The organism is Tardiphaga sp. (genome assembly GCF_028290495.1).
Lineage (GTDB): Bacteria > Pseudomonadota > Alphaproteobacteria > Rhizobiales > Xanthobacteraceae > Tardiphaga.
In genome coordinates this window covers 1-20,423 of record NZ_JAQGJT010000135.1, presented here as the reverse complement: position 1 = coordinate 20,423, position 20,423 = coordinate 1, and the positions used below count along the sequence as shown (strand labels likewise).

Sequence of the window (20,423 nt, the reverse complement as noted above, 5' to 3'; positions counted from 1 at the left end):
AAAGAAAAACGGCCGGCGACGTGGTCACCGGCCGTTCCTCAAATCAGGAAGAAGCGATCAGACGGCAGCCGTGATCCACTGCTGCAGCTTCTGCTTCGGTGCGGCTCCGACCTGGCGGGAGGCCATCTCGCCGCCCTTGAAGATCATCAGGGTCGGGATCGACATCACGCCATACTTCGATGCGGTCTTCGGGTTCTCGTCGACGTTGAGCTTGAGGATGGTGACCTTGTCGCCCAGCGCAGCCGAAATTTCGTCGAGCGCCGGCGCGATCATGCGGCACGGGCCGCACCATTCGGCCCAGAAATCGACCACGACCGGGCCGGTTGCCTTGAGCACTTCCGCTTCGAAATCGGCGTCTGAAACCTTGCCAACGGCCATGATAGTCCTCGTCACTTCTGAAAAGCGCGTCAAAAGAATCGCGCTGGGATGATGACATCCAACCTATGAACGCACCCCTACCGGGTCAAGGCATGCTCACGGCGAGATGATGCCGGCCAGGGCTGCGTCCATCTCAGGCGAGAAAATCTCCATGATTTCAGGGGTTTCGGTCCAGAGCAGCGCGGCGCGGATCGGCTGGCCCGGGTATAACTTCGTCAGCACGGCGCGGTACAGCGCCAACTGACGGACGTAGGCGTCCGGAGCGTCTTCCGGCCTACGCGGCGGGGCGTGGTTGGTCTTGTAATCGACGATCCAGACCTCCCTGGGCGTCACCACCAGTCGGTCGATCTGGCCGGAAACCGTAACCGGTTCGCCGCGCCGCATGAGCCGGCCGACGATCGAGACCTCGGCGCGGCTGCCCGGCGCGAAGATGTCGGCAAAACGGGGGGCGTCGATCAGCGCCAGCACCTGCGAAGCCAAAGCGGTGCGGTCGGTGTCTTCCCATTTCTCGGCGTTGCGCTTCAGAAATCGTGCGGCGGCCTCCGGTCGGCGGTCGGCCGCGAGGTCGGGCAGCGACTGCAGCAGACGGTGCACCAGCGTGCCGCGCAGCCTTGCCCGGGCGCGGTCCGCGTCCGATTCGCCGGGCCGGATGCCGTGGTCGTCATCGGCAGGATCGGACGGCCGCAGGAACTTTGGCCCGGGATGCTCGTCAGGCAATTCCTGACGCAGCCACGGCGGCAGTTCGCGCGGCGCGACCGGATCAGCGTCGGCGGCGATTCCGGCCTCCGGAACGACATCGGCCAGCCGCGTATAGCGTTTCACCACGCCGTCCGGCGGCGACACGTTCTGCATCTGCAGGCCGGAGCTTTCCAGACCTTTCAGGATCAGGTCGTACCAACTCAGCGGCCGCACCTCGTTGCGGTTGCCGGGCATGCAGCCGCCGACGATCAGCCGGTCGGCGGCGCGCGTCATCGCCACATAGAGCAGGCGGCGGTATTCGTCCTCGGTCTCGCCGACCATTCTGGCGCGCGCTTCAGCGACGGCCGGTGGATCGTCGGCCTTGCGGCCGGCCCAGACCACCACGCCCGGCCCCTGCGGCGCGGAATTGCCTTGCGGCAGATGGATCAGATTGAGCCGCTGGGTGTCTGACGGCGACGACGTCGTATCCACCAGGAATACGACCGGCGCTTCCAGTCCCTTGGCGCCGTGCACGGTCATGACGCGGACTTCGTCGCGCGTAATCTCCATGTCGCGCTTCACCTCGGTATCGGCGGCGCGCAGCCACGCGATGAAGCCCTGCAGCGATGCCGGCGCCTTGCGCTCATAGCCGAGCGCCAGTTCAAGAAATTCGTCGAGCGCGTCGTTGGCCTCGTGGCCGAGCCGGCGCAGGATTCGCGCGCGGCCGTGATCGCCGCCGAGCAGCCAGGCGTAGAACGTAAACGGCGTATCCTTGAATGCGCGGCCCTCGCATTCCTTTAGTCGCTCCAACGCGCCGGCGAGCTTCGCGTCGCCCACGGCATGCTCATCGAGCGCGGCGCGCAGCGTGCCCTTGCGCTTCCATGCCAGCTTGAACAGGTCGTCGTCGTCGAGCCCGAACAGCGGGCTCTTCAGCGCCACCGCCAAAGCAAGGTCGTCCTGCGGCAGCAACAGCGCGTCGGCCAGATGCATGAGGTCGATGATCGCGATGTGCTCGGTGAGCTTGAGGCGGTCCGCGCCGGCGACCGGAATGCTGGCGTGCTTCAGCGCCTGGATGATGGCGTTGAAGGCCTTGCCTCTGCGGCGCACCAGCACCAGCACGTCGCCATAACGCAACGCGCGACGGCGGCCGATCGGGCCGGTCTGCGTGTTATCGGCGACCAATGCCTTGATCTCGGCCTGCACGCGACGCGCCAACTGCACTTCGGGACTGGTCTCGGGGACGTCGTCGAACGGCGCCTGCCAGCCCTCGATCGTCTCGCGGTCTTCGGGCTGCTGCAATTCCCAGAGGTCGATCAGGCTCGGCCCGGCATCCTCCAGCGATTCATGAACCGGATAGGCGCCGACATTGTGGATGCTGCGATAGATCGCCTCGTCGCGGAACACGTGATCGACCGATTGCAGGATCGCCTTGCCGGTACGGAACGAATAGGTAAAGGCGACGGGATCGAACGTATGACCCGCGCCTTCGAAGCGGCTCTGCAGCGAGCGGCGGCGCTCGTCGAATTCGCGCGGCGCCGCGCCCTGAAACGAGACGATCGACTGCTTCTCGTCGCCGACCGCGAAGATGGTGCGCTTGATGCCGTCGCGCGCGCCGTCGCCGGAGGTGAATTCCGATATCAGATGGGTGACGATATCCCACTGTCGCGGGCTGGTGTCCTGCGCCTCGTCGATCAGAACGTGATCGACGCCGCGGTCGAGCTTGTAGTGCACCCAGGCCGACGAAACGTTGTTGAGCATCAGGAGCGTCTTGTCGATCAGGTCGTCGTAATCGAGCAGGCCGCGCTCCTGCTTTTCGCGCGCGTAGCTGGCGGCAACGCCGGAGGCAATCACCAGCAGCGCCTGCGTGCGGTCGCGCATCGCGACCGCCCGGCGGCGCGCCAGCAGGGCGGACAGCCGCTCGCATTCCACTTTCAGCGATTCAGCGAGGCCGGGGTGACCCTCGTTGATTTTCTTCGTCGCCAGTGCCTTGCGCGGCTCCATCGTGCCGGTAAAGAACACCCGCAGATATTCATCGACCTGCGCGCTGCCTGAAAACTCCAGCGCGTCGCGCAAGCGTCCGGCCTGATCGTTGTCGGTCTTGGTGCCGGTGGCGAAAACCTCCGCCGCCTGCTCCCAGCGCCGCCGGGGCAGATGCGGGCCATCGACCATTTCGAGTTCGACGGCGTCGGTCGTGTCATCCGGCGCCACGCCGAGCGCGGCGGAGAGTTGCGCCATCGCCGCCTCGGTCGAGCCGGCGCGCGCCGTCCAGGCCAGAAACTGGTCGCGGCTCAATGAGGCCTCGCGCACCACGTCGCGGAACGTCACGTCGGCAGCCGAAGTCATCGCCAGCGCCAGCGCGCGGCCTTCCGCGCTGCCGGAGTCGGCAGCCGCCTTCAGCAGCACGGCGAGGGAGCCCCTTTCCATCATTTCGTTCTGGTCGCGGTCGTCGAGCACGCTGAAGCGCGCCGGCACGTTGGCCTCGAACGGAAACTGCTGCAGCAGCCGCGTACACAGCGCGTGGATGGTCTGCACCTTCAGCCCGCCCGGCGTCTCCAGCGCGCAGGCGAACAGTTCGCGCGCCCGCATCCGGAGCTTGTCGTTCGACGTCGCGATGCCGGCGTTGCGAATTGCAGTATCGAGCTCCTCGTCCTTAAGCGTCACCCAGTGGCCGAGCGTGGTGAAGACGCGCTCGGCCATGTTGGCGGCGGCAGCCTTGGTGAAGGTGACGCAGAGAATCTTTTCGGGCGGCACGTTGGCGAGCAAAAGCCGGATCACGCGGTTGACCAGCACGTAGGTCTTGCCGGAGCCGGCATTGGCGGAAACGAACACCGAGGAGTCGGGATTGGAGGCGCGCGCCTGCTTCAGGCGCGCCTCGTCGGGAATGATGCGCGGGCCGCTCATGACTCGGCTCCCGTATCGCCGGCCGCCGACCATTCCTTGATCCGCGCCAGATCGTCATAGCTGCCGTAGCGGTTCGACCACATCGACAGGCTCAGCGAATTGTACGGCGTGGTCTCGTCCTCGAATTTCAGGATCAGGGCTTCCAGTTTCTCGCGTGCCTCGATGGCGGCGTCGTCGGGGTCTTGCGGATCGTCCTTGCGTTCGATCTTCAGTTCGAGAACCTTCTCCTCGCCGGGCGGGCTGTTGCCGCTCAGCCGGACGTAAGTGAGTTCGCTGACCGAGGCGCCGGCCGGGATGTTCTCGAAGCCGCCCTCGCGCAGGATCGCGGCTTCCAGCGTGAGCTGCGGCGACAGGCCCATGCGGACCTGCTTGCCGGTCGGTGGCTGGCCGGTTTTGTAGTCGAGGATCGCGAAGGTGCGGTCGGAGCGGCGCTCGATGCGGTCGGCGCGCGCGGAAAGATAGAAGGTGCGGCCGCTGTCGAGCGGGATCGCGATTTCGCCGCGCTGCTCCGCGATGATATTGGCCACGTTGAGGCGGCGTTCGACCTCCCAGTTCGCAAACCAGTCACTGATGCGCAGGAAGCGCGGCCACCACAGCGCGCGCGCTTCCGGTCGCGTCATCAGCGGCTGGAAATGCTTGGCGCCGATCTCGCGTAACGCACGCGCCGGATGGTCGGGCAATGTCTCGCTGTACGCTTGCGTGAAGTCGCCGAGCGAATTGTGGATAGCCGATCCCCGGTTTGCGGCCGACAGCGGCATGTCGACGGGATCGAGCGGCGCCAGCCGCAGGATGAACTTCGCATAGATCGTGTAGGGATCGCGCAACCAGTCCTCGATCGCGGTGACCGAGAGTCTGAGCGGGCGCGCCTCGCGCGGCGGCTTTGGTGCCGGCTGCGCGATCGGCGTGACCGTCTCCGGACGGTCCAGCTCATCCGCGTAGTGAATGTATTTCTCGCCGGCCGCAACGGCTTCGTCCCAGCGCTCCTGGCCTGCGACGGCTTCCAACCGGTGCAGGAAGCGCGAGGCTACGGCAGGCGCGCCGCCGACCTTGGCAGCATGGCTGAGGATCACGTCGTCGGCGCCGAGCAACTGCGCGAAGTCATGCCCGGAGAGGCCGATGCGGCGCTCCGGCAGATCGAGCTCGAGCTGGTGCCGCATCGGCCGGCTCAGCCACGGATCGATCCGCGGCGCGGGCGGCCAGATGCCTTCGACAAGGCCGCCCATAATGACGCGATCGGATTGCGTGAGGCGGGCTTCGAGGTTGCCGTAGATACGCAGGCTTGCGTCAGGCATTTCGCGGCCACGGACCGGGCGGCCTTCAAAAGCGGTGTGGAACGCCTCGGCGTAGTCGTTGAGCGGCACCATCAATCCGCTGGGACGGAGCTCATCTCGCTTGCTGCCATCCGCGGTTTCCACGGGCTCCATGACCAGCAGCTCATCAAAGGCGCCGGCCAATGATTTACCGTTCTTCTCGGTTAGAGCGTCCGTCGTCTTTGTGGGGTCGCGCGAGAGCGCCTTGATAATTTCCCGATGCTGCTGCGCCAAATCAGCAAAATCGCGCGGCTTGAAAGCATCGACGTTTTCCAGTGGCGCCAATGCTTTCCGAAGTTGCTCGATCAGTTCGTGTGCTTCATCGAGTTCGAGATCTTCAAGTTTCGCGCGTGGCTCGGAGGCATGCAGCGCGGAAGCGCGGCCGGCGCGCGATTCGGTCAGTTCGTGACGATAGCGCGCAAAATCCCGGGCGAGTCCCTCGCTGCGTGCTTCCGGCCGGGTGCCGCGCAACAGCGCCATTTCCAGTGTCTGGATCGCGCCGCGCCATTCGCCTGCCTTGCGGCCGAGTCGCAGCAGCGGATGTTTTAGCAGCGCCAGTAAAGTCGCCGGCTCCAGCCCTTCGGCCGCCGCTTCGGCGGCAAGCCGTGCAAAGATGCCGTGTGGCGTATCCATCAGGGCGTCGCCGCCGGAATCGTCGAACTCCAGATTCCAGCGCCCCAGCGCCGCCATCACGCGCCGCGCCAGTGCGCGATCGGGTGTCACCAGCGCTGCCGAGATATTCTGTTCGCGCGCCTCGCGCATCGCCACCGCGATGGCCAGCGCCTCCATCTCCGGATTGGCCGCGGCAATCACCGTGAGCTTGCGCATGCCGTCCGTGATCGCCTGCGCGACCGCGGGCTCTGCCAGCCGCTTGTGCCACTGCGCCGTCGCATTCGACGGCCGCATCAGTTCAGACGCCAGCATTTCGCGGCCGGACGGCGTGCCGAGGATCTCAACGTCGCGGCGCTTGATACCAAGCGTATCCAGCAATCCGTGCAGGGCCGATTGCGGATGGTTCGATGAGGGCGGTGTCGATTGCTTGCCCTGTGCGTCCCTGGTGCCGCCGATCAAATCCCACGCGTCGTTGTCGAGATCGGTATCAAGTCCCGGCAGAACCACGGCACCCTGCGGCAGCCGCGAGACAATGCGAAGGAACTTTGCGGTCGCCGGCATCGAGCCGGTGGAACCTGCAACAATGACGGGGCCTGCAGTGTCAGCCTGCAGCCGCTGCGCTTCGGCTGCAATCAACAGATCGCGGCGGGCGGCAGGTTCAATCCGGTTGGCAGCTTGAAGATAAGTAGGCCAAAGCTCCTTGGCGATCTTCAGGAACTCCAGTGTGAGTTGCCAATACCTGTCCAGATTATCGGGAACGATGCCATCCAGCGCTGACCAGCCAACGCCGCGCGTAACCGTGTCGTCCATCAGGCGCGCGAGGTCGCCCGCCAAAGCCAGGGTCGAGGCCGGTCCGCCGATGACGAGCGGCGAGGCCGTCGGACTCTTGGCCCATTGTGCGACCAGTCTGGCCAGAACGAGCTGGCGCTCAAGCTCTTCGAGCTTCGGCGGGATATCCTGCAGCGGCGCCCCGCCGAACTGGCCGGCCTCTTCGGCGAAACCGATCTCATCCTCGTCGATGCTGCCGAGCGTGAAAATCCGGGGAAGCTCAAGGGCGTCCGTATCCAGCACCTGCAGAAAAATTTCGCGCGCCATCCGGCTTGCACGGCTCGTCGGCAGATACAGGGTCACCGTCGCGAGTTTTTTCGGCTCGGTGCGCGCGGAAAAGCCCTCCACCAGCTGGCCGTCCACCAGAGCGGTGATCAGCGTGCGCAGAAACGGGGCCGAGGCGGGAATGGTGAATACGCGCATGAACATCCTGATTCGCGATCAGGCTGTATCATGACACGCGCAGCCAGGCGGCGGGAGTCGAGCGCGGTGCCGCTATGCGACCGAGGCGAGCACCGCTTCTTCGGCGGCGAGCACGGCCTCGGGCGTGCCGACATGCATCCAGACGCCATCCATGCGCAAGCCGAACAGGCGTTCCTGCTCGTTGGCGCGGTCGAACAGCGTCGTCAGCGAGAATTCACCGGCAGGGGAGCCCGCAAACAGCGTGGGCGACAGGATGGCGACGCCGGCATAGACGAACGGCACCACCTGGTTTTCCTTGCGGCGGCGCAGCGCGCCGCTAGGCAGCATCGCGTAGTCGCCGGTGCCGGCATAGCCGATGCTGTTGGCGGTCGGCGCCATCAGGAGCAAGGCGTCCATCGTCGCGGGGTCGAAGGCTTCCGCCAGCCGCGCCAGATTCGGCCGTACGCCGTCGATCCACATCGTATCGGCGTTGAGATGATAGAACGGCTCGCTGCCCAAAAGCGGCAGCGCCTTGACGACAGCGCCGCCGGTACCGAGCACCTCGTCGCGTTCGTCGGAGATGGTGACTTTCGGCCGCGACCGCGTCGCCACGTGGTCGATGATCTGGTCGGGCAGGTAATGCACATTGACGATTGATTCCGCGACTCCTGCCTCGGCCAGTCTGTCGAGCACATGGTCGAGCAAAGCGGAACCGGCGACCTGAACCAGCGGCTTTGGCATGTTGTCGGTCAAGGGGCGCATCCGCAGGCCGAAGCCGGCGGCAAGGACCATCGCTTTGGTGGGGGTCACGGGCATGATGAAAACGGTCTCGGCAAATCGGTCGTGAGGAATCTGGTAGCGAATCGAGCACGGCTCGAATGCTGCCGCATGGATAGGATCAGCCATAGGGGCTCGATATGACAAAGTTGCGACGAGGTGGCGCGCTCCGTCATGGTCAGGCGTCGGCCTCCTGGTTTTCGGTGCGACGCGCGGGCTTCTTTTTCTTGTCGTTGGGCTTGAGGAAATTGACGCCGATCTGGTCGCCATTGACCCAGGCCAGCTCGCAGCGGCGATAGGCCAGGCCCGTCGAGGACAGCAACAGGAAGAACTCCTTCAAATGCAGACCTTCCACCGAGCCTTCCACTGTCAGCTTGGCGCCGATTTCGGAAATATCTTCCATGATGCAGGCGCGGCGCCAGGTGCCGTCGATGCCCATCATATGGGCGGGAAAGCCGCGTTCGAACACGACCCGCTCGCCCTTGCGCCGTTCCGCTGCCATCGCCATTGCCGATCTCGATGCCTTGCCACCCTGCTACCGCAGGTCGATACCGGCAGAATAGGGCCGGTAGGCTAACAGGCAGTAAAAGCAGCCGGCTCAGGTCTGTGGCGGCGGCACATGGGCGGCGTACCATTCGCGGAGCGGTGCCAGCGTGGGATGCGCCAGCGAGCGCGAGAGATAGGTCCAGATCCGCGGCTGGTGCTTCAGGTAATGCGGCTTTCCGTCGCGGCGGTTGAGCCGGGCGAAGGTGCCGAGCAGCCGCGTGTTGCGCTGCGCCGACATGACCGCATAGAGTTCGGCGAAGCCCGCGGGATCGAAGCCGGGCTCGGCGAGCATCCGCGCCTTCATATAGCGCGTCAGCATCGCCAGTTCGAGCGGCTCGGGCACGTCGATGCGGGCGTCTTGCAGCAGCGACACGAGATCATAGGCCGCGGGTCCCAGCACGGCGTCCTGGAAGTCGATCACGCCGACCTTGCGAATGCCGTCGCGGCCATCGAGCCAGATCAGGTTCGGCGAGTGGAAATCGCGCAGCACCCAGGTTCTCGGTGCAGCGGCGGGCTTGGCCAGCAAGTAGCGCCACATCGCAACGAACTGTTCGCGGAGTGTATCGCTAGGCACCGCATCGCGATCCGGCAAATACCATTCAGGCATCAGCCCGACCTCGATCAGCAGCGCCTCGGTATCGAATACCGGGATGTTGTAGCCATGATGCGGCAGCAGCGGCAGCGATTCCGGCAGCGCCTGGCCGTGCAGCGCCGCCAGCATATCGGTGGCAGCCTGGTAGCGTTCCGCGATCGGCCGGGGCGGCGTGCCTTCGATGAAGACCTCCTGGCCGAAATCCTCGGTGATCAGAAAGCCCGCGTCGAGGTCGGCATGGTGGATCGCCGGAGCCGAAATGCCATGCGCACGCAGCCCGTTGGCGATGGCGACGAAGGGTTTGACGTCTTCGGCCAGATGCACCGCGGCGCTGTAGGATTTGCCGTCATAGATCGCCGCGCCGTCGGGCCGCTTCGGCGCGTTCATCAGGATGTAGACGCCATCGTCGCGGATCAGCCGGGCGTAAGAGCGGGTCGAGGCGTCGCCGGCCATCCGCATGCGCTTGTCGTCGAGATGGCGGGCGCCATCGAGAAATTCCCGCAGCGCCTTGAGGCGCATGACCTGCGCTGCGGCCTTGCCGTAGCCGGTGATCTCCGCGGTGCGCGCCGCAGATCCCAGCGCCGGGCGATGGCTCAGCGCGATATCGATGCGGTCTTCCGGCATCATGGCTTCGGCGCGTTCGGGCCATTCGATCAGCACGACGACGCCTTCCGGCAACGGCGACAGGCCGATCTCCTCCAGCTCGCCGGGATCGTTGATGCGATACAGGTCCGCATGCACCAGCGGGAACGACGGCAGCTCGTAGCTCTGCGCCAGCGTGAAGGTCGGGCTCGGAACTTCCAGCTCATCGTCGCCTGCGAGGTAGCGGATCATCGCGCGCGCGGCGGCGGTCTTGCCGGCGCCGAGATCGCCGGACAGCGTGATGACGTCGCCGGCGCCGATCAGCAGCGCGAGGTCGGCCATCAATTGCGTGGTGGCAGTCTCGTCAGCCAGGGCAACGGTGAATGTGAAGGGCTGGTTCATTCCGCGGCGTTGCGATGCGCGGTCTGGTCGATCGGGAAGTCGCAGGTCACCGTGGTGCCGCGGCCGACCACGGAATCGACGCGGACTTTGCCGCCGTGCAGTTCGACAAAGGATTGCACCAGCGACAGACCGAGGCCTGCGCCGCGATGCCGCGAGCCGTTGGCGTGGCTCTCGAACCAGTCGAACACCTTGTCCTTGACCTCGGGCGGGATGCCGGGGCCGCGGTCGGTGACGGTGAAGACTACGCTGTGCTCGTTGCGGCGCGCGGTCAGCGAGATCGCGGCGTCCTGCGGCGAGAAGCCGACCGCGTTCGCCAACAGATTATACAGCACCTGCACGACGCGGCGTTCGTCGCCGGTAAAGTTGCCGATGGCCGGATCGACATCGATCTGCAACGCGATACGGTCGCGCGCGAGGCGGTCCTGGATGCCTTCGGCGGCGTCCTCGATGGTCTTGCGGATATCGATCGGACCGAGATTCAACGTCATCGCGCCGGCGTCGATGGTGGCGAGATCGAGGATGTTGTTGATGATCGCCAGCAGCGCGCCGGTCGAGGTGGTGATGTATTCGAGATATTCGGCCTGCTTCGGCAGCAGCGCGCCGGTCGTCGGATCGCTGAGCAGATGCGCGAAGCCGATGATCGTGGTGAGCGGCGAGCGCAGTTCGTAGGAGACGTGGTGGACGAAATCCACCTTCATCTGGTCGGCTGCTTCCAGCGCCTCGTTGCGCTCGCGCAGCGCGCGCTCGACATTCTCGGCGTCCGAGATGTCCTGGAATGTCAGCATGGTGGCGCCGTCGGGCAGCGGCATCGTCATGCAGTCGAGCACGCTGCCGTCCTTGCGCTCCAGTTTCAGTGGCACCGCGACGCGGTCCTCGATGCCGGTGATGGCGCCGCGCAGGGTCTGCCAGGTGGGCGCGTCGTCGAACAGCGGCCGGCACCAGGATTCCACCATCTCGATATGGGGATGCTGCTGCATCGCCTCGTCGGACAGTTTCCACATCCGGGCGAAGGCCGGATTGAACAGTTGCGCGCGGCCGTTGCTGCCGAACACCGCGACGGCCTCGGCGAGGTTGTCGAGCGTCTCGCGCTGCACGCGGATCAGGCCGTCGAAGCGGCGCGCCAGCTCAAGGCTCTCGGTGACGTCGTCGAACAGATAGGTGACGCCGCCTTCGGGATTGGGCGTGGTGACGACGCTGAGCGCGCGGCTGTCCGGCAGGTACCAGACGTCCTTGGCGGGCTCGAGGGCGCGGTAGGCCTCGTGCAGCTTGGCTTTCCATTCGCGGAAATTCGGCTGCTCCGGCAGTTTTCGCGCAGCCCTGAGCCGGTCCAGTACGCTGGAATCGTCCGGATTGCTGTCGAGGAACGTGCGGTCGAGGTCCCACAGCCGGCGATAGGAATCGTTGTAGAACGACAGCCGCCGCTGCGCGTCGAACACCGCGACGCCGGACGACAGCTGGTCGAGCGTGCGGCGATGCGCTTCGGCCATCCGTACCAAGGCGGCGCTGAGGGCTGCTGCCTCGCTGGCGTCGATCGCCATGCCGGCGCTGGCGCCGGTCACGTTGAACGCGTGAACATCATAGATGCGGCGCTCGCCGGAGAATACGATAGGCACCCTTGCTGCGAACGGCTGGTTGTCGTTCAGCGAGCGCGCGAGGTTGTTGCGGGCGTCGCTGTCGAGCAATTCGAGATTGCGCTCAATGGCGTCCTGCGGGTTGCTGGCCTCGGTGGCCCGCGCATAGGCGGCGTTGGCGAAAGTCAGCGTGCCGCCGCGCCGGGTCCAGATCGGCCAGGGGGCAGCTGCGGCGAAGCCACGCAGCGTTTCGGTTTCCTCGGCCAGTTCCTTGTGGCGCAGCGTCATCTCGGCGAGTTCGCGGCGCAGCCCGCTGAGTTCGCGAATCCGCACGATCGCCTGGCCCCCGATGGCGCGGCCCATCGCCTCGATGGCGCGACCGGTGGAGGTGGTGAGGTTAAGCAGGAAGCCTTCGCCGGCATCGAGCAGCGCGTCGACAGCGTGGTCGATCTGCAGCGCCGGCTCCGGCGGCAACCAGGTGCCGAAAGCGAGGATGCGCTGCGGCAGATGGCGCTTCGGATCCTGCGACATCACCAGCGAGGTGTCGCCGGAGATCTCCGGGCGGCTGTCGCCGGCGGCCCAGGAGATCAGCACCTGCGGTTCGGCGAACAGCAGTGCGCGGAAACGGTCGGCTTCGACCTGCAACGCGTGCAGATCGGTGCGCAGCACCGCTTCGGTGCGCGCCGCGCGAATCCGCGTGCGCATCAGCAGAATGGTGGCCAGCACGGAGAAGCCGAGGATAGCCGGCGCCAGTGTCAGCGCGGCGATTTCCTGGTGGTCGAGATCGAGCAAATTCGCCAGCGCGCCGGCCGCGGGTTGCTCGGTGGCCGAGGCGGCTGTTGCCAGCCATGTCGATGCGGTCAGGCCCACGAGCCCGTTGCGCACCAGTGAGGTGCACGACAGCAAAGTCCGACGTATCGCCGCGATCACGCCTGACATTATTCGCCCCAAACCACGTCTTCCCGATCGGCCGCTCACCGCTCGCGAATCGATTCACAATATCCGCTTCGGGACTCGACGGGTAAGAGTCCAGACCGTGAACGCAAAATGAGAGGGCGAAAAAATGCCGGATCGGCGCGTTCGGGTTCCCCGGAGGCTACGCAACGCGTCAGGAAAATGATTGCTATCTTCCGGTCGATCCAAACCCGCCAGCGCCGCGATCGGTCTCGCCGAGTGCGGCGACGGTAACGAGTTCCGCGCGGACGACGGCGGCGATCACCATTTGCGCGATGCGTTCGCCGCGCCTGATCGTAAACGCTGCCGCGCCGTGGTTGATCAGCAGCACGCCGATTTCGCCGCGGTAGTCAGCATCGATCGTGCCCGGCGCATTCAACACGGTAACGCCGTGCTTGGCGGCCAGCCCTGAGCGCGGCCGCACCTGCGCCTCATAGCCGGCAGGCAGCGCGATGGTCAGCGCGGTCGGCACCAGCGCGTATTTGCCGGGCTCGAGAATCAGCGGCGCGTCTTTAGGCACGGCGGCGAGCAGATCGAGGCCGGCGGCATAAGCGGTCTGATAGGCCGGCAGCGCGAGGCCTGCGCCATGCGGCAATTGCTGGACGTCGATGGTGATGGCGCTCATGAATTTGCTTTCTCGAAATGTTCGGCGACGCGCTTGATCAGCGCGCTCGCGACTCCGTCCTTGCCCATCGGCGGCCATGAGTCGACGGCGATTTCATTACCGTGACGCGTGAGCAGATGCACGGTGTTGCTGTCGCCGCCCATGATACCGGTGGCCGGTGAGACATCGTTGGCGACGATCCAGTCGCAGCCCTTTCGCACGATCTTGGCGCGGGCGTTGTCGATCAGATGCTCGGTCTCGGCGGCAAACCCGATCACCAGCGGCGGGCGATTGCCGGCGCGTTTGGAAATCGTCGCGAGGATGTCGGGGTTCTCGGTGAGAACCAGCGGCGGCAGCGCCGCGCCGGTCTTCTTCAGCTTCTGCGCGCCCTCGCTGACGACGCGCCAGTCGGCCACCGCGGCAGCGAAGATTGCGATATCAACCGGCAAGGCGGCCTCGACTGCGGCCAGCATGTCGCGCGCGGATTCGACACGCTTCACCACGACGCCCGGCGGGTCCTTCAACTCGACCGGACCGGAGACGAGGATGACCTCGGCGCCTGCGGCGGCAGCCGCGGCCGCAATCGCAAAGCCCTGTTTGCCGGAGGAGCGATTGGCAATGTAGCGGACGGGGTCGATCGGCTCGTGGGTCGGGCCGGCGGTTATCAGCACGCGCTTGCCAGCCAGCGTTTGCGGCTGCGGCGGCCGTAGCAGGGCCATGGCGGCAATTGCGATCTCGGTCGGTTCCGCCATGCGGCCGGTGCCAGCCTCGTTGGCCTCGGCCATCTCGCCGGCATTCGGGCCGATCATCATGACGCCGTCATGCTTGAGTTGCGCGACGTTGCGGCGGGTGGCGGCGTTGTTCCACATCAGCGGATTCATCGCCGGCGCCAGCAGGATCGGTCTGTTGGCCGCGAGCAGGATCGCGGTGGCGAGATCGTCGGCATGGCCGCCGGCCATCTTGGCCATCAGGTCGGCGGTCGCGGGGGCGACGACGATCAGGTCGCACTCGCGCGCCAGGCGAATATGGCCGGCATCGAACTCGCTCTGCGGGTCGAACAGGTCGGTGAAGCAGCGCTCGTTGGCCAGCGCGCTGGCCGCCAGCGGCGTGACGAATTGCGTGGCGGCGCGGGTGAGAACCACGCGGACGTGGCTGCCGCGCTCCTTCAGGCGCCGGATCAGGTCGAGCGCCTTGTAGGCGGCGATGCCGCCGCCGATGATCAGGGTGACGCGCAGTTGGCCGGTGGCCGCTTCGGGTCGGCTTCGGGGTGCTGCGTCCGTGAGGACGTCCGGGTGCCGGGCCGGCAGCCCCCCGGGCTGCGAGGCCTCGCGGAGGATGGTGCGCACCTCGTCCTCGACCGAGCGGCCGTTGCGGGCGGCGCGCAGTCGCAATTCGTCGCGGATGGCGTCGTCGAGCTTGCGGATCGTCAGGCTGGCCATTTTCGGCTCCGTGCAGATTTGATGGCAATGCTAGCATCTCGTGCGGGCATTGCAATCATGCCTACGTCACCGGACCGACAGCAGGATCCCGATAAAGGTGAGCGCGATCACCCAGATGCCGATGGTGCGCCAGCGCGACTGCCGCGCCCTTGCCCGTGCAATGGCGGCGATGCTCTCGGCGTCGAGCCGCAGCCCGTCGCGGCTCATCGTCTCCAATTGTTCGAGCACGGTCACCGCGCGGGTCGCGATGGTCGGCAGGCCCGACACGATGCGGCCGAGTTCGCCGGCGCCCGCCAGCGCGCCCTGAACCTTGCCGAGCGGCCCCAGATTGCGCTCGATCCATTCGCGGACGACGGGATCGGCGACCTTCCAGATATCCAGCTTGGGATCGAACGAGCGCGCGACGCCTTCGACCACGACCATGGTCTTCTGCAGCAGGATCAATTCCGGTCGTGTCTGCATGTCGAACAGGCCGGTGATCTCGAGCAGCAGCGTCAGTAGCTTGGCCATCGAGATTTCTTCGGCCGTGCGGTTGTGAATCGGCTCGCCGATCGCGCGGATCGCCTGCGCGAAATTCTCGACCGAGTGATGCGCCGGCACATAGCCTGCCTCGAAATGCACCTCGGCGACGCGGCGATAATTGCGGGTGATGAAGCCCAGCAGGATCTCCGCGAGGAAGCGGCGCTCCTTCATCCCGAGCCGGCCCATGATGCCGAAATCGACCGCGACGAGGCGACCGGAATCATCGAGGAACAGATTGCCCGGATGCATGTCGGCGTGAAAGAAGCCGTCGCGCAGAGCGTGGCGCAGGAAACTCTGGATCACCTTGCGGCCTAGATCCGGCAGATCGACATGCGATTCGGCGAGACGGACATGATCGTTCAGCGCGATGCCGTCGATCCATTCCATCGTCAGCACGTTATGGCTGGTGCGGTCCCAGTCGACCTTCGGGACGCGGAAGTCCGGGTCGTTCTGGGTATTCTCCGCCATCTCCGACAGAGCGGCAGCTTCCAGCCGCAGATCCATCTCCATCGCCACCGAGCGCGACATGGTGTTGATGATCTCGATCATCCGCAGCCGGCGAGCTTCGGCGGAATAGCGTTCGGCGTTGTTGGCGACAAAGAAGAAATCACTGAGGTCGCGGCGGAACTGCGCGGCCACGTTGGGGCGCAGCACCTTGACGGCGACGGTGCTGCGGACGCCGTCCTTCTCGATCTCGGCGCGGTGCACCTGTGCGATCGAGGCGGCAGCGACCGGCGGGCTGAAGCTCGCAAACAACTTGGAGACAGGGCGTTCCAGCGACGCCGCGACGACGGCCTCGGCCTCGGTCAGCGAGAACGGCGGCAGCCGGTCCTGCAGGCTTTCGAGATCGCGCGCCATCGAGACCCCGACGACGTCGGGGCGGGTGGCGAGAAATTGACCGAGCTTGAGATAGGCCGGGCCGAGCCGTGTCAGCGCCGCCGACAGTCGTGCGCCGGATTTGACGCCGGGGCGTTCAATCAGCCGCGCGATGCGCAGTGCGAGCTGTCCGTGCGGCGGCACCAGCGACGGATCGACGACGCCGAACACGCCTTCACGGGCGAACACGAAACCGGCGCGGGTGAGCCGCGCCATGTGAAAGAGGGCAGAGATCACAAACGCCAGCCCGAATGCAGCGCGACGATGCCGCCGGTGAGAACCTGATGGCTGACGCGCGAAAAGCCGGCGTCGCGGATCATCTCGGAGAAGGCCGCGGGCTTCGGAAACTGCCGGATCGATTCGACCAGATACTGATAGGATTCCGCGTCGCCGGTGACGGCCTTGCCCATCGGCGGGATCAGCTTGAACGAGAACAGGTCGTAGATCTTGTCGAGGCCGGGGACATCCACGGTAGAGAATTCCAGGCACAGGAAGCGGCTGCCCGGCTTGAGCACGCGATAGGCCTCGGCCAGCGCGCGGTCGATGCGCGGCACGTTGCGGATGCCGAAAGCGATCGTGTAGGCGTCATAGCTCTTGTCGGGGAATTGCAGTTCCTCGGCATTGCCCTCGACGAAATCGACGCGGTCTTCCATGTGCCGGGTAATGGCGCGTTCGCGGCCAACCCCGAGCATGCCGGTATTGATGTCGCAGACGGTGGCGTGGAAGCCGTGGCCTGCCGCCTCGGCCGCACGGAACGAAATATCGCCAGTGCCGCCGGCGACGTCGAGCAGCTTGAACGGCGCATCGGAACGCGGCGGGTTGAGCGACTGGATCATCACGTCCTTCCAGACGCGGTGCAGCCCCATCGACATCAGGTCGTTCATCAGGTCGTAGCGCTTCGCTACGCTGTGGAACACGTCGTTCACCAGCGTCTGCTTGTCGCTTACGTTGACGTCGCGGAAGCCGAAATGCGTGGTTTCGCCGGCCTGATCCATCGTTTTCATCCAAAGTGCCTCATCGCGGCGCACCATAGCGCGGCCGGCGCAATGGCGCTATCACGTCCCGGCCTCAAGGTGAATGACGTGAATCATGCCCGAATTGCCCGAAGTCGAGACCGTCCGCCGCGGATTGCAGCCGGCGATGGAGGGCTCGAAGATCCTGCGAGCCGAAGCGCGCCGCCCGGACCTGCGTTTCCCCTTCCAGCCGGACTTCATCGCGCGACTGGACGGGCAGGTCGTCACCAGCCTGTCGCGGCGGGCCAAATACCTGCTCGCCGATCTCGCCTCGGGTGACGTTTTGTTGATGCATCTGGGCATGTCCGGTTCATTTCGCGTGGTGTCGGACGAGGCTGCGACCGCGCCCGGCGCGTTCCACCATCCGCGCAGCGACGAGCGCGCCCATGACCATGTGGTGTTTCACATGTCGTCGGGCACATCCGTGATCTACAACGACCCGCGCCGCTTCGGCTTCATGAAGATTTTCGCCCGCAGCGAGATAGAGCGTGAGCCGTTCCTTAGGGATATCGGCCCGGAGCCGCTCGGCAACGCCTTCGACGCGGCGATGCTGGCCGGCGCGCTGGCCGGCAAGAAGACCAGCCTGAAGGCAGCATTGCTTGATCAACGCAACGTCGCCGGGCTCGGCAACATCTATGTCTGCGAGGCGCTGTTCCGCTCGCAGCTCTCGCCGCGGCGGCTGGCCGCGACCTTGGCGACGAAAAAGGGCGAGCCGACCGACCGCGCCGTGCGCCTCGTCGGCGCGATTCACGACGTGCTGAACCTGGCGATCAAAGCCGGTGGCTCGTCGCTGCGCGACCATCGCCAGACGTCCGGTGAGCTCGGCTATTTCCAGCATTCGTTTCAGGTCTATGACCGCGAAGGCGAGACCTGCAAGACTGAGGGCTGTGGCGGGATCGTGAAACGCTTCGTGCAGAACGGCCGTTCGACGTTCTGGTGCCCGAAGTGCCAGAAGTGACGGGCGGTATTATTGTGCGCGGAACGGCCTGACAGGGCCGGCCCGCGTCCTGTCAGGCCGGCCAAAAGATTGACATTCCGGCGGTTTGCCGTATTGATCCCGTCAAATCTCGAAAAGTTCTCTTTTCGACCCGCCGACCGGCCTTTGAGACCGGAGGTCAACGCCCGACAGCGCGATGCGCCCTCGGGCGTAAAAGTGTTTGGAATATCGTCCATCATTCGGATGGCGACGCAGGGTGCGATGATCTGATGTTCGACAATCTGTCGGAAAAGCTTGGCGGAATTCTTGACCGGTTAACCGGTCGCGGATCGCTGTCGGAAGCCGATGTCGACGCCGCGATGCGCGAAGTGCGCCGCGCGTTGCTCGAGGCTGACGTCTCGCTCGACGTCGTCCGCAGCTTCGTCGAACGCGTCCGCGAGCAGGCGATCGGCGCCACCGTCGTCAAGTCGGTCACCCCCGGCCAGATGGTCGTCAAGATCGTCCATGACGAGTTGGTCGCGACGCTCGGCTCCGACGGCGAAGGTGGCATCGATCTCCAGGCCGTGCCGCCGGTGGCCATCATGATGGTCGGTCTGCAGGGCTCCGGTAAGACCACCACCACCGCGAAACTCGCCCGCCGCCTCACCCAGCGCGACAAGCGCAAGGTGCTGATGGCCTCGCTCGACATCTACCGGCCGGCGGCGATGGAGCAGCTCGCGGTGCTCGGTCGCGATCTCGACATCCAGACGCTGCCGATCGTTGCGGGCCAGAAGCCCGCTGATATCGCCAAGCGCGCGCTTTCGGCCGCCAAGCTCGGCGGCTACGACGTCGTGCTGCTGGATACCGCCGGCCGCACCACGCTCGACGAAGAGATGATGTCGGAAGCGGCGGAAATCAAAGCCGTCGCCAACCCGCATGAAGTGCTGCTGGTCGCGGATGCGCTGACCGGTCAGGACGCCGTCAATCTGGCGCGCTCGTTCGACCAGCGCGTCGGCCTCACCGGCATCGTGCTGACGCGCGTGGACGGCGACGGCCGCGGCGGCGCTGCGCTGTCGATGCGCGCGGTCACCGGCAAACCGATCAAGCTGATCGGCACCGGCGAAAAGACCGATGCGCTGGAAGACTTTTACCCCAGCCGCATCGCCGGCCGCATTCTCGGCATGGGCGACGTCGTCTCGCTGGTCGAGAAGGCCGCAGCGCATATCGATGCCGAGAAGGCCGCGCGCACCGCCGAGAAGATGCGCAAGGGCCAGTTCGACCTTGGCGACATGCGCGACCAGCTGATCCAGATGTCCAACATGGGAGGCTTGAGCGGGCTGATGGGCATGATGCCCGGCATCGCCAAGCTGAAGAACCAGATCGCCTCCGCCAATCTCGATGACAAGGTCGTCAAGCGGCAGATCGCCGTCATCGATTCGATGACCCGGCAGGAGCGCAAGAATCCCGACATCCTCAAGGCCAGCCGTAAAAAGAGGATTGCCGCCGGTTGCGGCCTCAAGGTCGAGGAAGTCAACAAGGTGCTGAAGATGCATCGCAACATGGCCGACATGATGAAGGCGATGGGGCAGGGCAAGCGTGGGCCGATGGCCGGCATTGCCCAGGCGATGGGCTTCGGCGGTGGCGGCATGCCGTCGCCGGATCAGATGAAGGCGCTCGCCGAGAAGATGCCGCAAGGTGGCATGCCCGGTCAGATGCCGTCGCTGCCGAAAGAATTTCCGGGTCTCACGGGACTCGGCAAACCGACGCTACCGGGTCTCGGTGGTTTTCCCGGCTTCGGGAAGAAGAAATAACACCCGCTCATTCACTGCTATTGAAACGAAGATCTTAAGGAGAATTCCATGTCCGTCGTTATCCGCCTCGCCCGCGCCGGCACCAAGAAGCGTCCCGTCTATCACGTCGTCGTCGCCGACTCGCGCTTCCCCCGCGATGGTCGCTTCATCGAGCGTCTCGGCTACTTCAACCCGCTGCTCGCCAAGGACAACGAGCTGCGCCTGAAGCTCGACATGGAGAAGGTCAAGGTCTGGCTCGCCAAGGGCGCGCAGCCCTCGGACCGCGTGTCGCGCTTCCTCGATGCCGCCGGCGTTGCCAAGCGCGAAGCCCGCAGCAATCCCGAGAAGGCGATTCCGCGTAAGGAGCGCAAGGTCATCGCTGAAGCCAAGGCCGCTGAAGCCGCTGCCGCCAAGTCGGCCGCCGCTGCTGCCGCCAAGGCGAAGCAGGCTTGATGATCGCAGTCTCATTCCCGGCGCGAAGCGGTTTGCGCCGCGCGCCGCGGCGTGAGGCGCGCTTATGACGACATCGCAAATCTGCGTCGCGCGCATCGGCGCGCCGCATGGCGTGCGCGGCGCGGTCAAGCTGTGGACGTTCACGGAAGATCCGCTGGCGGTGACCGATTACGGCCCGCTGAAAACCAAGGACGGCGGCCGCACGCTGGAGGTCGATACCGTCCGGGAGGCCAATGGCCATCTGGTGGCGACCTTCAAGGGCGTCGCCAGCCGCGAG

At 65.6% G+C, this 20,423-nt stretch carries 14 protein-coding genes and 1 pseudogene; 4 read left to right on the top strand and 11 right to left on the bottom strand.

Annotation, left to right across the window (positions count from 1 at the left end; translation table 11 throughout):
• Nucleotides 1-57: 57 nt before the first annotated feature.
• From trxA to ubiE, 11 genes are all read right to left on the bottom strand, one after another.
• Nucleotides 58-378: a thioredoxin gene (trxA, locus tag JWQ24_RS20320; protein WP_299811955.1), complete on the bottom strand. Its 321-nt coding sequence runs from the start codon at nucleotides 376-378 to the stop codon at nucleotides 58-60.
• 96 nt (nucleotides 379-474) lie between these two features.
• The gene (gene addA, locus JWQ24_RS20315) at nucleotides 475-3,957 is read right to left on the bottom strand and encodes a double-strand break repair helicase AddA (RefSeq protein WP_299811953.1); all 3,483 of its coding nucleotides are present in this window, start codon (nucleotides 3,955-3,957) and stop codon (nucleotides 475-477) included.
• A complete protein-coding gene (gene addB, locus JWQ24_RS20310) occupies nucleotides 3,954-7,130 on the bottom strand; it encodes a double-strand break repair protein AddB (RefSeq protein ID WP_299811951.1) in 3,177 nt (1,058 codons plus the stop codon). The genes addA and addB overlap by 4 nt, the downstream gene beginning before the upstream one ends.
• 72 nt (nucleotides 7,131-7,202) lie before the next feature.
• Complete coding sequence (locus JWQ24_RS20305; protein ID WP_299811949.1) at nucleotides 7,203-7,925, bottom strand: nucleotidyltransferase family protein; 723 nt, start codon at nucleotides 7,923-7,925, stop codon at nucleotides 7,203-7,205.
• A gap of 139 nt (nucleotides 7,926-8,064) precedes the next feature.
• On the bottom strand, nucleotides 8,065-8,388 hold the full coding sequence (locus JWQ24_RS20300) for a PilZ domain-containing protein (protein ID WP_299811974.1): 324 nt from the start codon (nucleotides 8,386-8,388) through the stop codon (nucleotides 8,065-8,067).
• A gap of 96 nt (nucleotides 8,389-8,484) precedes the next feature.
• Nucleotides 8,485-10,008: a tRNA (adenosine(37)-N6)-threonylcarbamoyltransferase complex ATPase subunit type 1 TsaE gene (gene tsaE / locus JWQ24_RS20295; protein ID WP_299811947.1), complete on the bottom strand. Its 1,524-nt coding sequence runs from the start codon at nucleotides 10,006-10,008 to the stop codon at nucleotides 8,485-8,487.
• Nucleotides 10,005-12,518, bottom strand: coding sequence for a PAS domain-containing sensor histidine kinase (locus tag JWQ24_RS20290; protein WP_299811945.1), 2,514 nt, complete (start codon nucleotides 12,516-12,518; stop codon nucleotides 10,005-10,007). Before JWQ24_RS20290 ends, tsaE begins: the two co-directional genes overlap by 4 nt.
• 184 nt (nucleotides 12,519-12,702) lie before the next feature.
• Complete coding sequence (gene dut / locus JWQ24_RS20285) at nucleotides 12,703-13,158, bottom strand: dUTP diphosphatase (protein WP_299811943.1); 456 nt, start codon at nucleotides 13,156-13,158, stop codon at nucleotides 12,703-12,705.
• Nucleotides 13,155-14,576, bottom strand: a complete 1,422-nt coding sequence (coaBC, locus tag JWQ24_RS20280) for a bifunctional phosphopantothenoylcysteine decarboxylase/phosphopantothenate--cysteine ligase CoaBC (protein WP_299811941.1) — start codon at nucleotides 14,574-14,576, stop codon at nucleotides 13,155-13,157. The genes dut and coaBC overlap by 4 nt, the downstream gene beginning before the upstream one ends.
• Nucleotides 14,577-14,642: 66 nt before the next feature.
• The gene (gene ubiB / locus JWQ24_RS20275; protein ID WP_299811939.1) at nucleotides 14,643-16,211 is read right to left on the bottom strand and encodes a 2-polyprenylphenol 6-hydroxylase; all 1,569 of its coding nucleotides are present in this window, start codon (nucleotides 16,209-16,211) and stop codon (nucleotides 14,643-14,645) included.
• On the bottom strand, nucleotides 16,208-16,969 hold the full coding sequence (ubiE, locus tag JWQ24_RS20270; protein WP_299811972.1) for a bifunctional demethylmenaquinone methyltransferase/2-methoxy-6-polyprenyl-1,4-benzoquinol methylase UbiE: 762 nt from the start codon (nucleotides 16,967-16,969) through the stop codon (nucleotides 16,208-16,210). Before ubiE ends, ubiB begins: the two co-directional genes overlap by 4 nt.
• Before the next feature lie 94 nt (nucleotides 16,970-17,063).
• Between ubiE and mutM the strand changes: the two genes are divergently transcribed.
• The 4 genes and pseudogenes from mutM to JWQ24_RS20250 all read left to right on the top strand — a co-directional run.
• Nucleotides 17,064-17,945: a bifunctional DNA-formamidopyrimidine glycosylase/DNA-(apurinic or apyrimidinic site) lyase gene (mutM, locus tag JWQ24_RS20265; protein WP_299811937.1), complete on the top strand. Its 882-nt coding sequence runs from the start codon at nucleotides 17,064-17,066 to the stop codon at nucleotides 17,943-17,945.
• A 248-nt stretch (nucleotides 17,946-18,193) separates the two neighbouring features.
• The gene (ffh, locus tag JWQ24_RS20260) at nucleotides 18,194-19,714 is read left to right on the top strand and encodes a signal recognition particle protein (protein WP_299811935.1); all 1,521 of its coding nucleotides are present in this window, start codon (nucleotides 18,194-18,196) and stop codon (nucleotides 19,712-19,714) included.
• 48 nt (nucleotides 19,715-19,762) lie between these two features.
• Nucleotides 19,763-20,146: a 30S ribosomal protein S16 gene (gene rpsP, locus JWQ24_RS20255; RefSeq protein WP_299712448.1), complete on the top strand. Its 384-nt coding sequence runs from the start codon at nucleotides 19,763-19,765 to the stop codon at nucleotides 20,144-20,146.
• A 64-nt stretch (nucleotides 20,147-20,210) separates the two neighbouring features.
• Nucleotides 20,211-20,423: pseudogene (locus JWQ24_RS20250) on the top strand (16S rRNA processing protein RimM); the annotation flags it as partial.

What these genes read in the sequence shown, in the direction of transcription:
- ubiE (WP_299811972.1), bottom strand. Translation starts at nt 16,969, where the DNA reads ATGGATCAGGCCGGCGAAACCACGCATTTCGGCTTCCGCGACGTCAAC.
- mutM (WP_299811937.1), top strand. Translation starts at nt 17,064, where the DNA reads ATGCCCGAATTGCCCGAAGTCGAGACCGTCCGCCGCGGATTGCAGCCG.
- JWQ24_RS20290 (WP_299811945.1), bottom strand. Translation starts at nt 12,518, where the DNA reads ATGTCAGGCGTGATCGCGGCGATACGTCGGACTTTGCTGTCGTGCACC.
- rpsP (WP_299712448.1), top strand. Translation starts at nt 19,763, where the DNA reads ATGTCCGTCGTTATCCGCCTCGCCCGCGCCGGCACCAAGAAGCGTCCC.
- dut (WP_299811943.1), bottom strand. Translation starts at nt 13,158, where the DNA reads ATGAGCGCCATCACCATCGACGTCCAGCAATTGCCGCATGGCGCAGGC.
- JWQ24_RS20305 (WP_299811949.1), bottom strand. Translation starts at nt 7,925, where the DNA reads ATGCCCGTGACCCCCACCAAAGCGATGGTCCTTGCCGCCGGCTTCGGC.
- ffh (WP_299811935.1), top strand. Translation starts at nt 18,194, where the DNA reads ATGTTCGACAATCTGTCGGAAAAGCTTGGCGGAATTCTTGACCGGTTA.
- JWQ24_RS20300 (WP_299811974.1), bottom strand. Translation starts at nt 8,388, where the DNA reads ATGGCAGCGGAACGGCGCAAGGGCGAGCGGGTCGTGTTCGAACGCGGC.
- coaBC (WP_299811941.1), bottom strand. Translation starts at nt 14,576, where the DNA reads ATGGCCAGCCTGACGATCCGCAAGCTCGACGACGCCATCCGCGACGAA.
- addA (WP_299811953.1), bottom strand. Translation starts at nt 3,957, where the DNA reads ATGAGCGGCCCGCGCATCATTCCCGACGAGGCGCGCCTGAAGCAGGCG.
- tsaE (WP_299811947.1), bottom strand. Translation starts at nt 10,008, where the DNA reads ATGAACCAGCCCTTCACATTCACCGTTGCCCTGGCTGACGAGACTGCC.
- addB (WP_299811951.1), bottom strand. Translation starts at nt 7,130, where the DNA reads ATGCGCGTATTCACCATTCCCGCCTCGGCCCCGTTTCTGCGCACGCTG.
- trxA (WP_299811955.1), bottom strand. Translation starts at nt 378, where the DNA reads ATGGCCGTTGGCAAGGTTTCAGACGCCGATTTCGAAGCGGAAGTGCTC.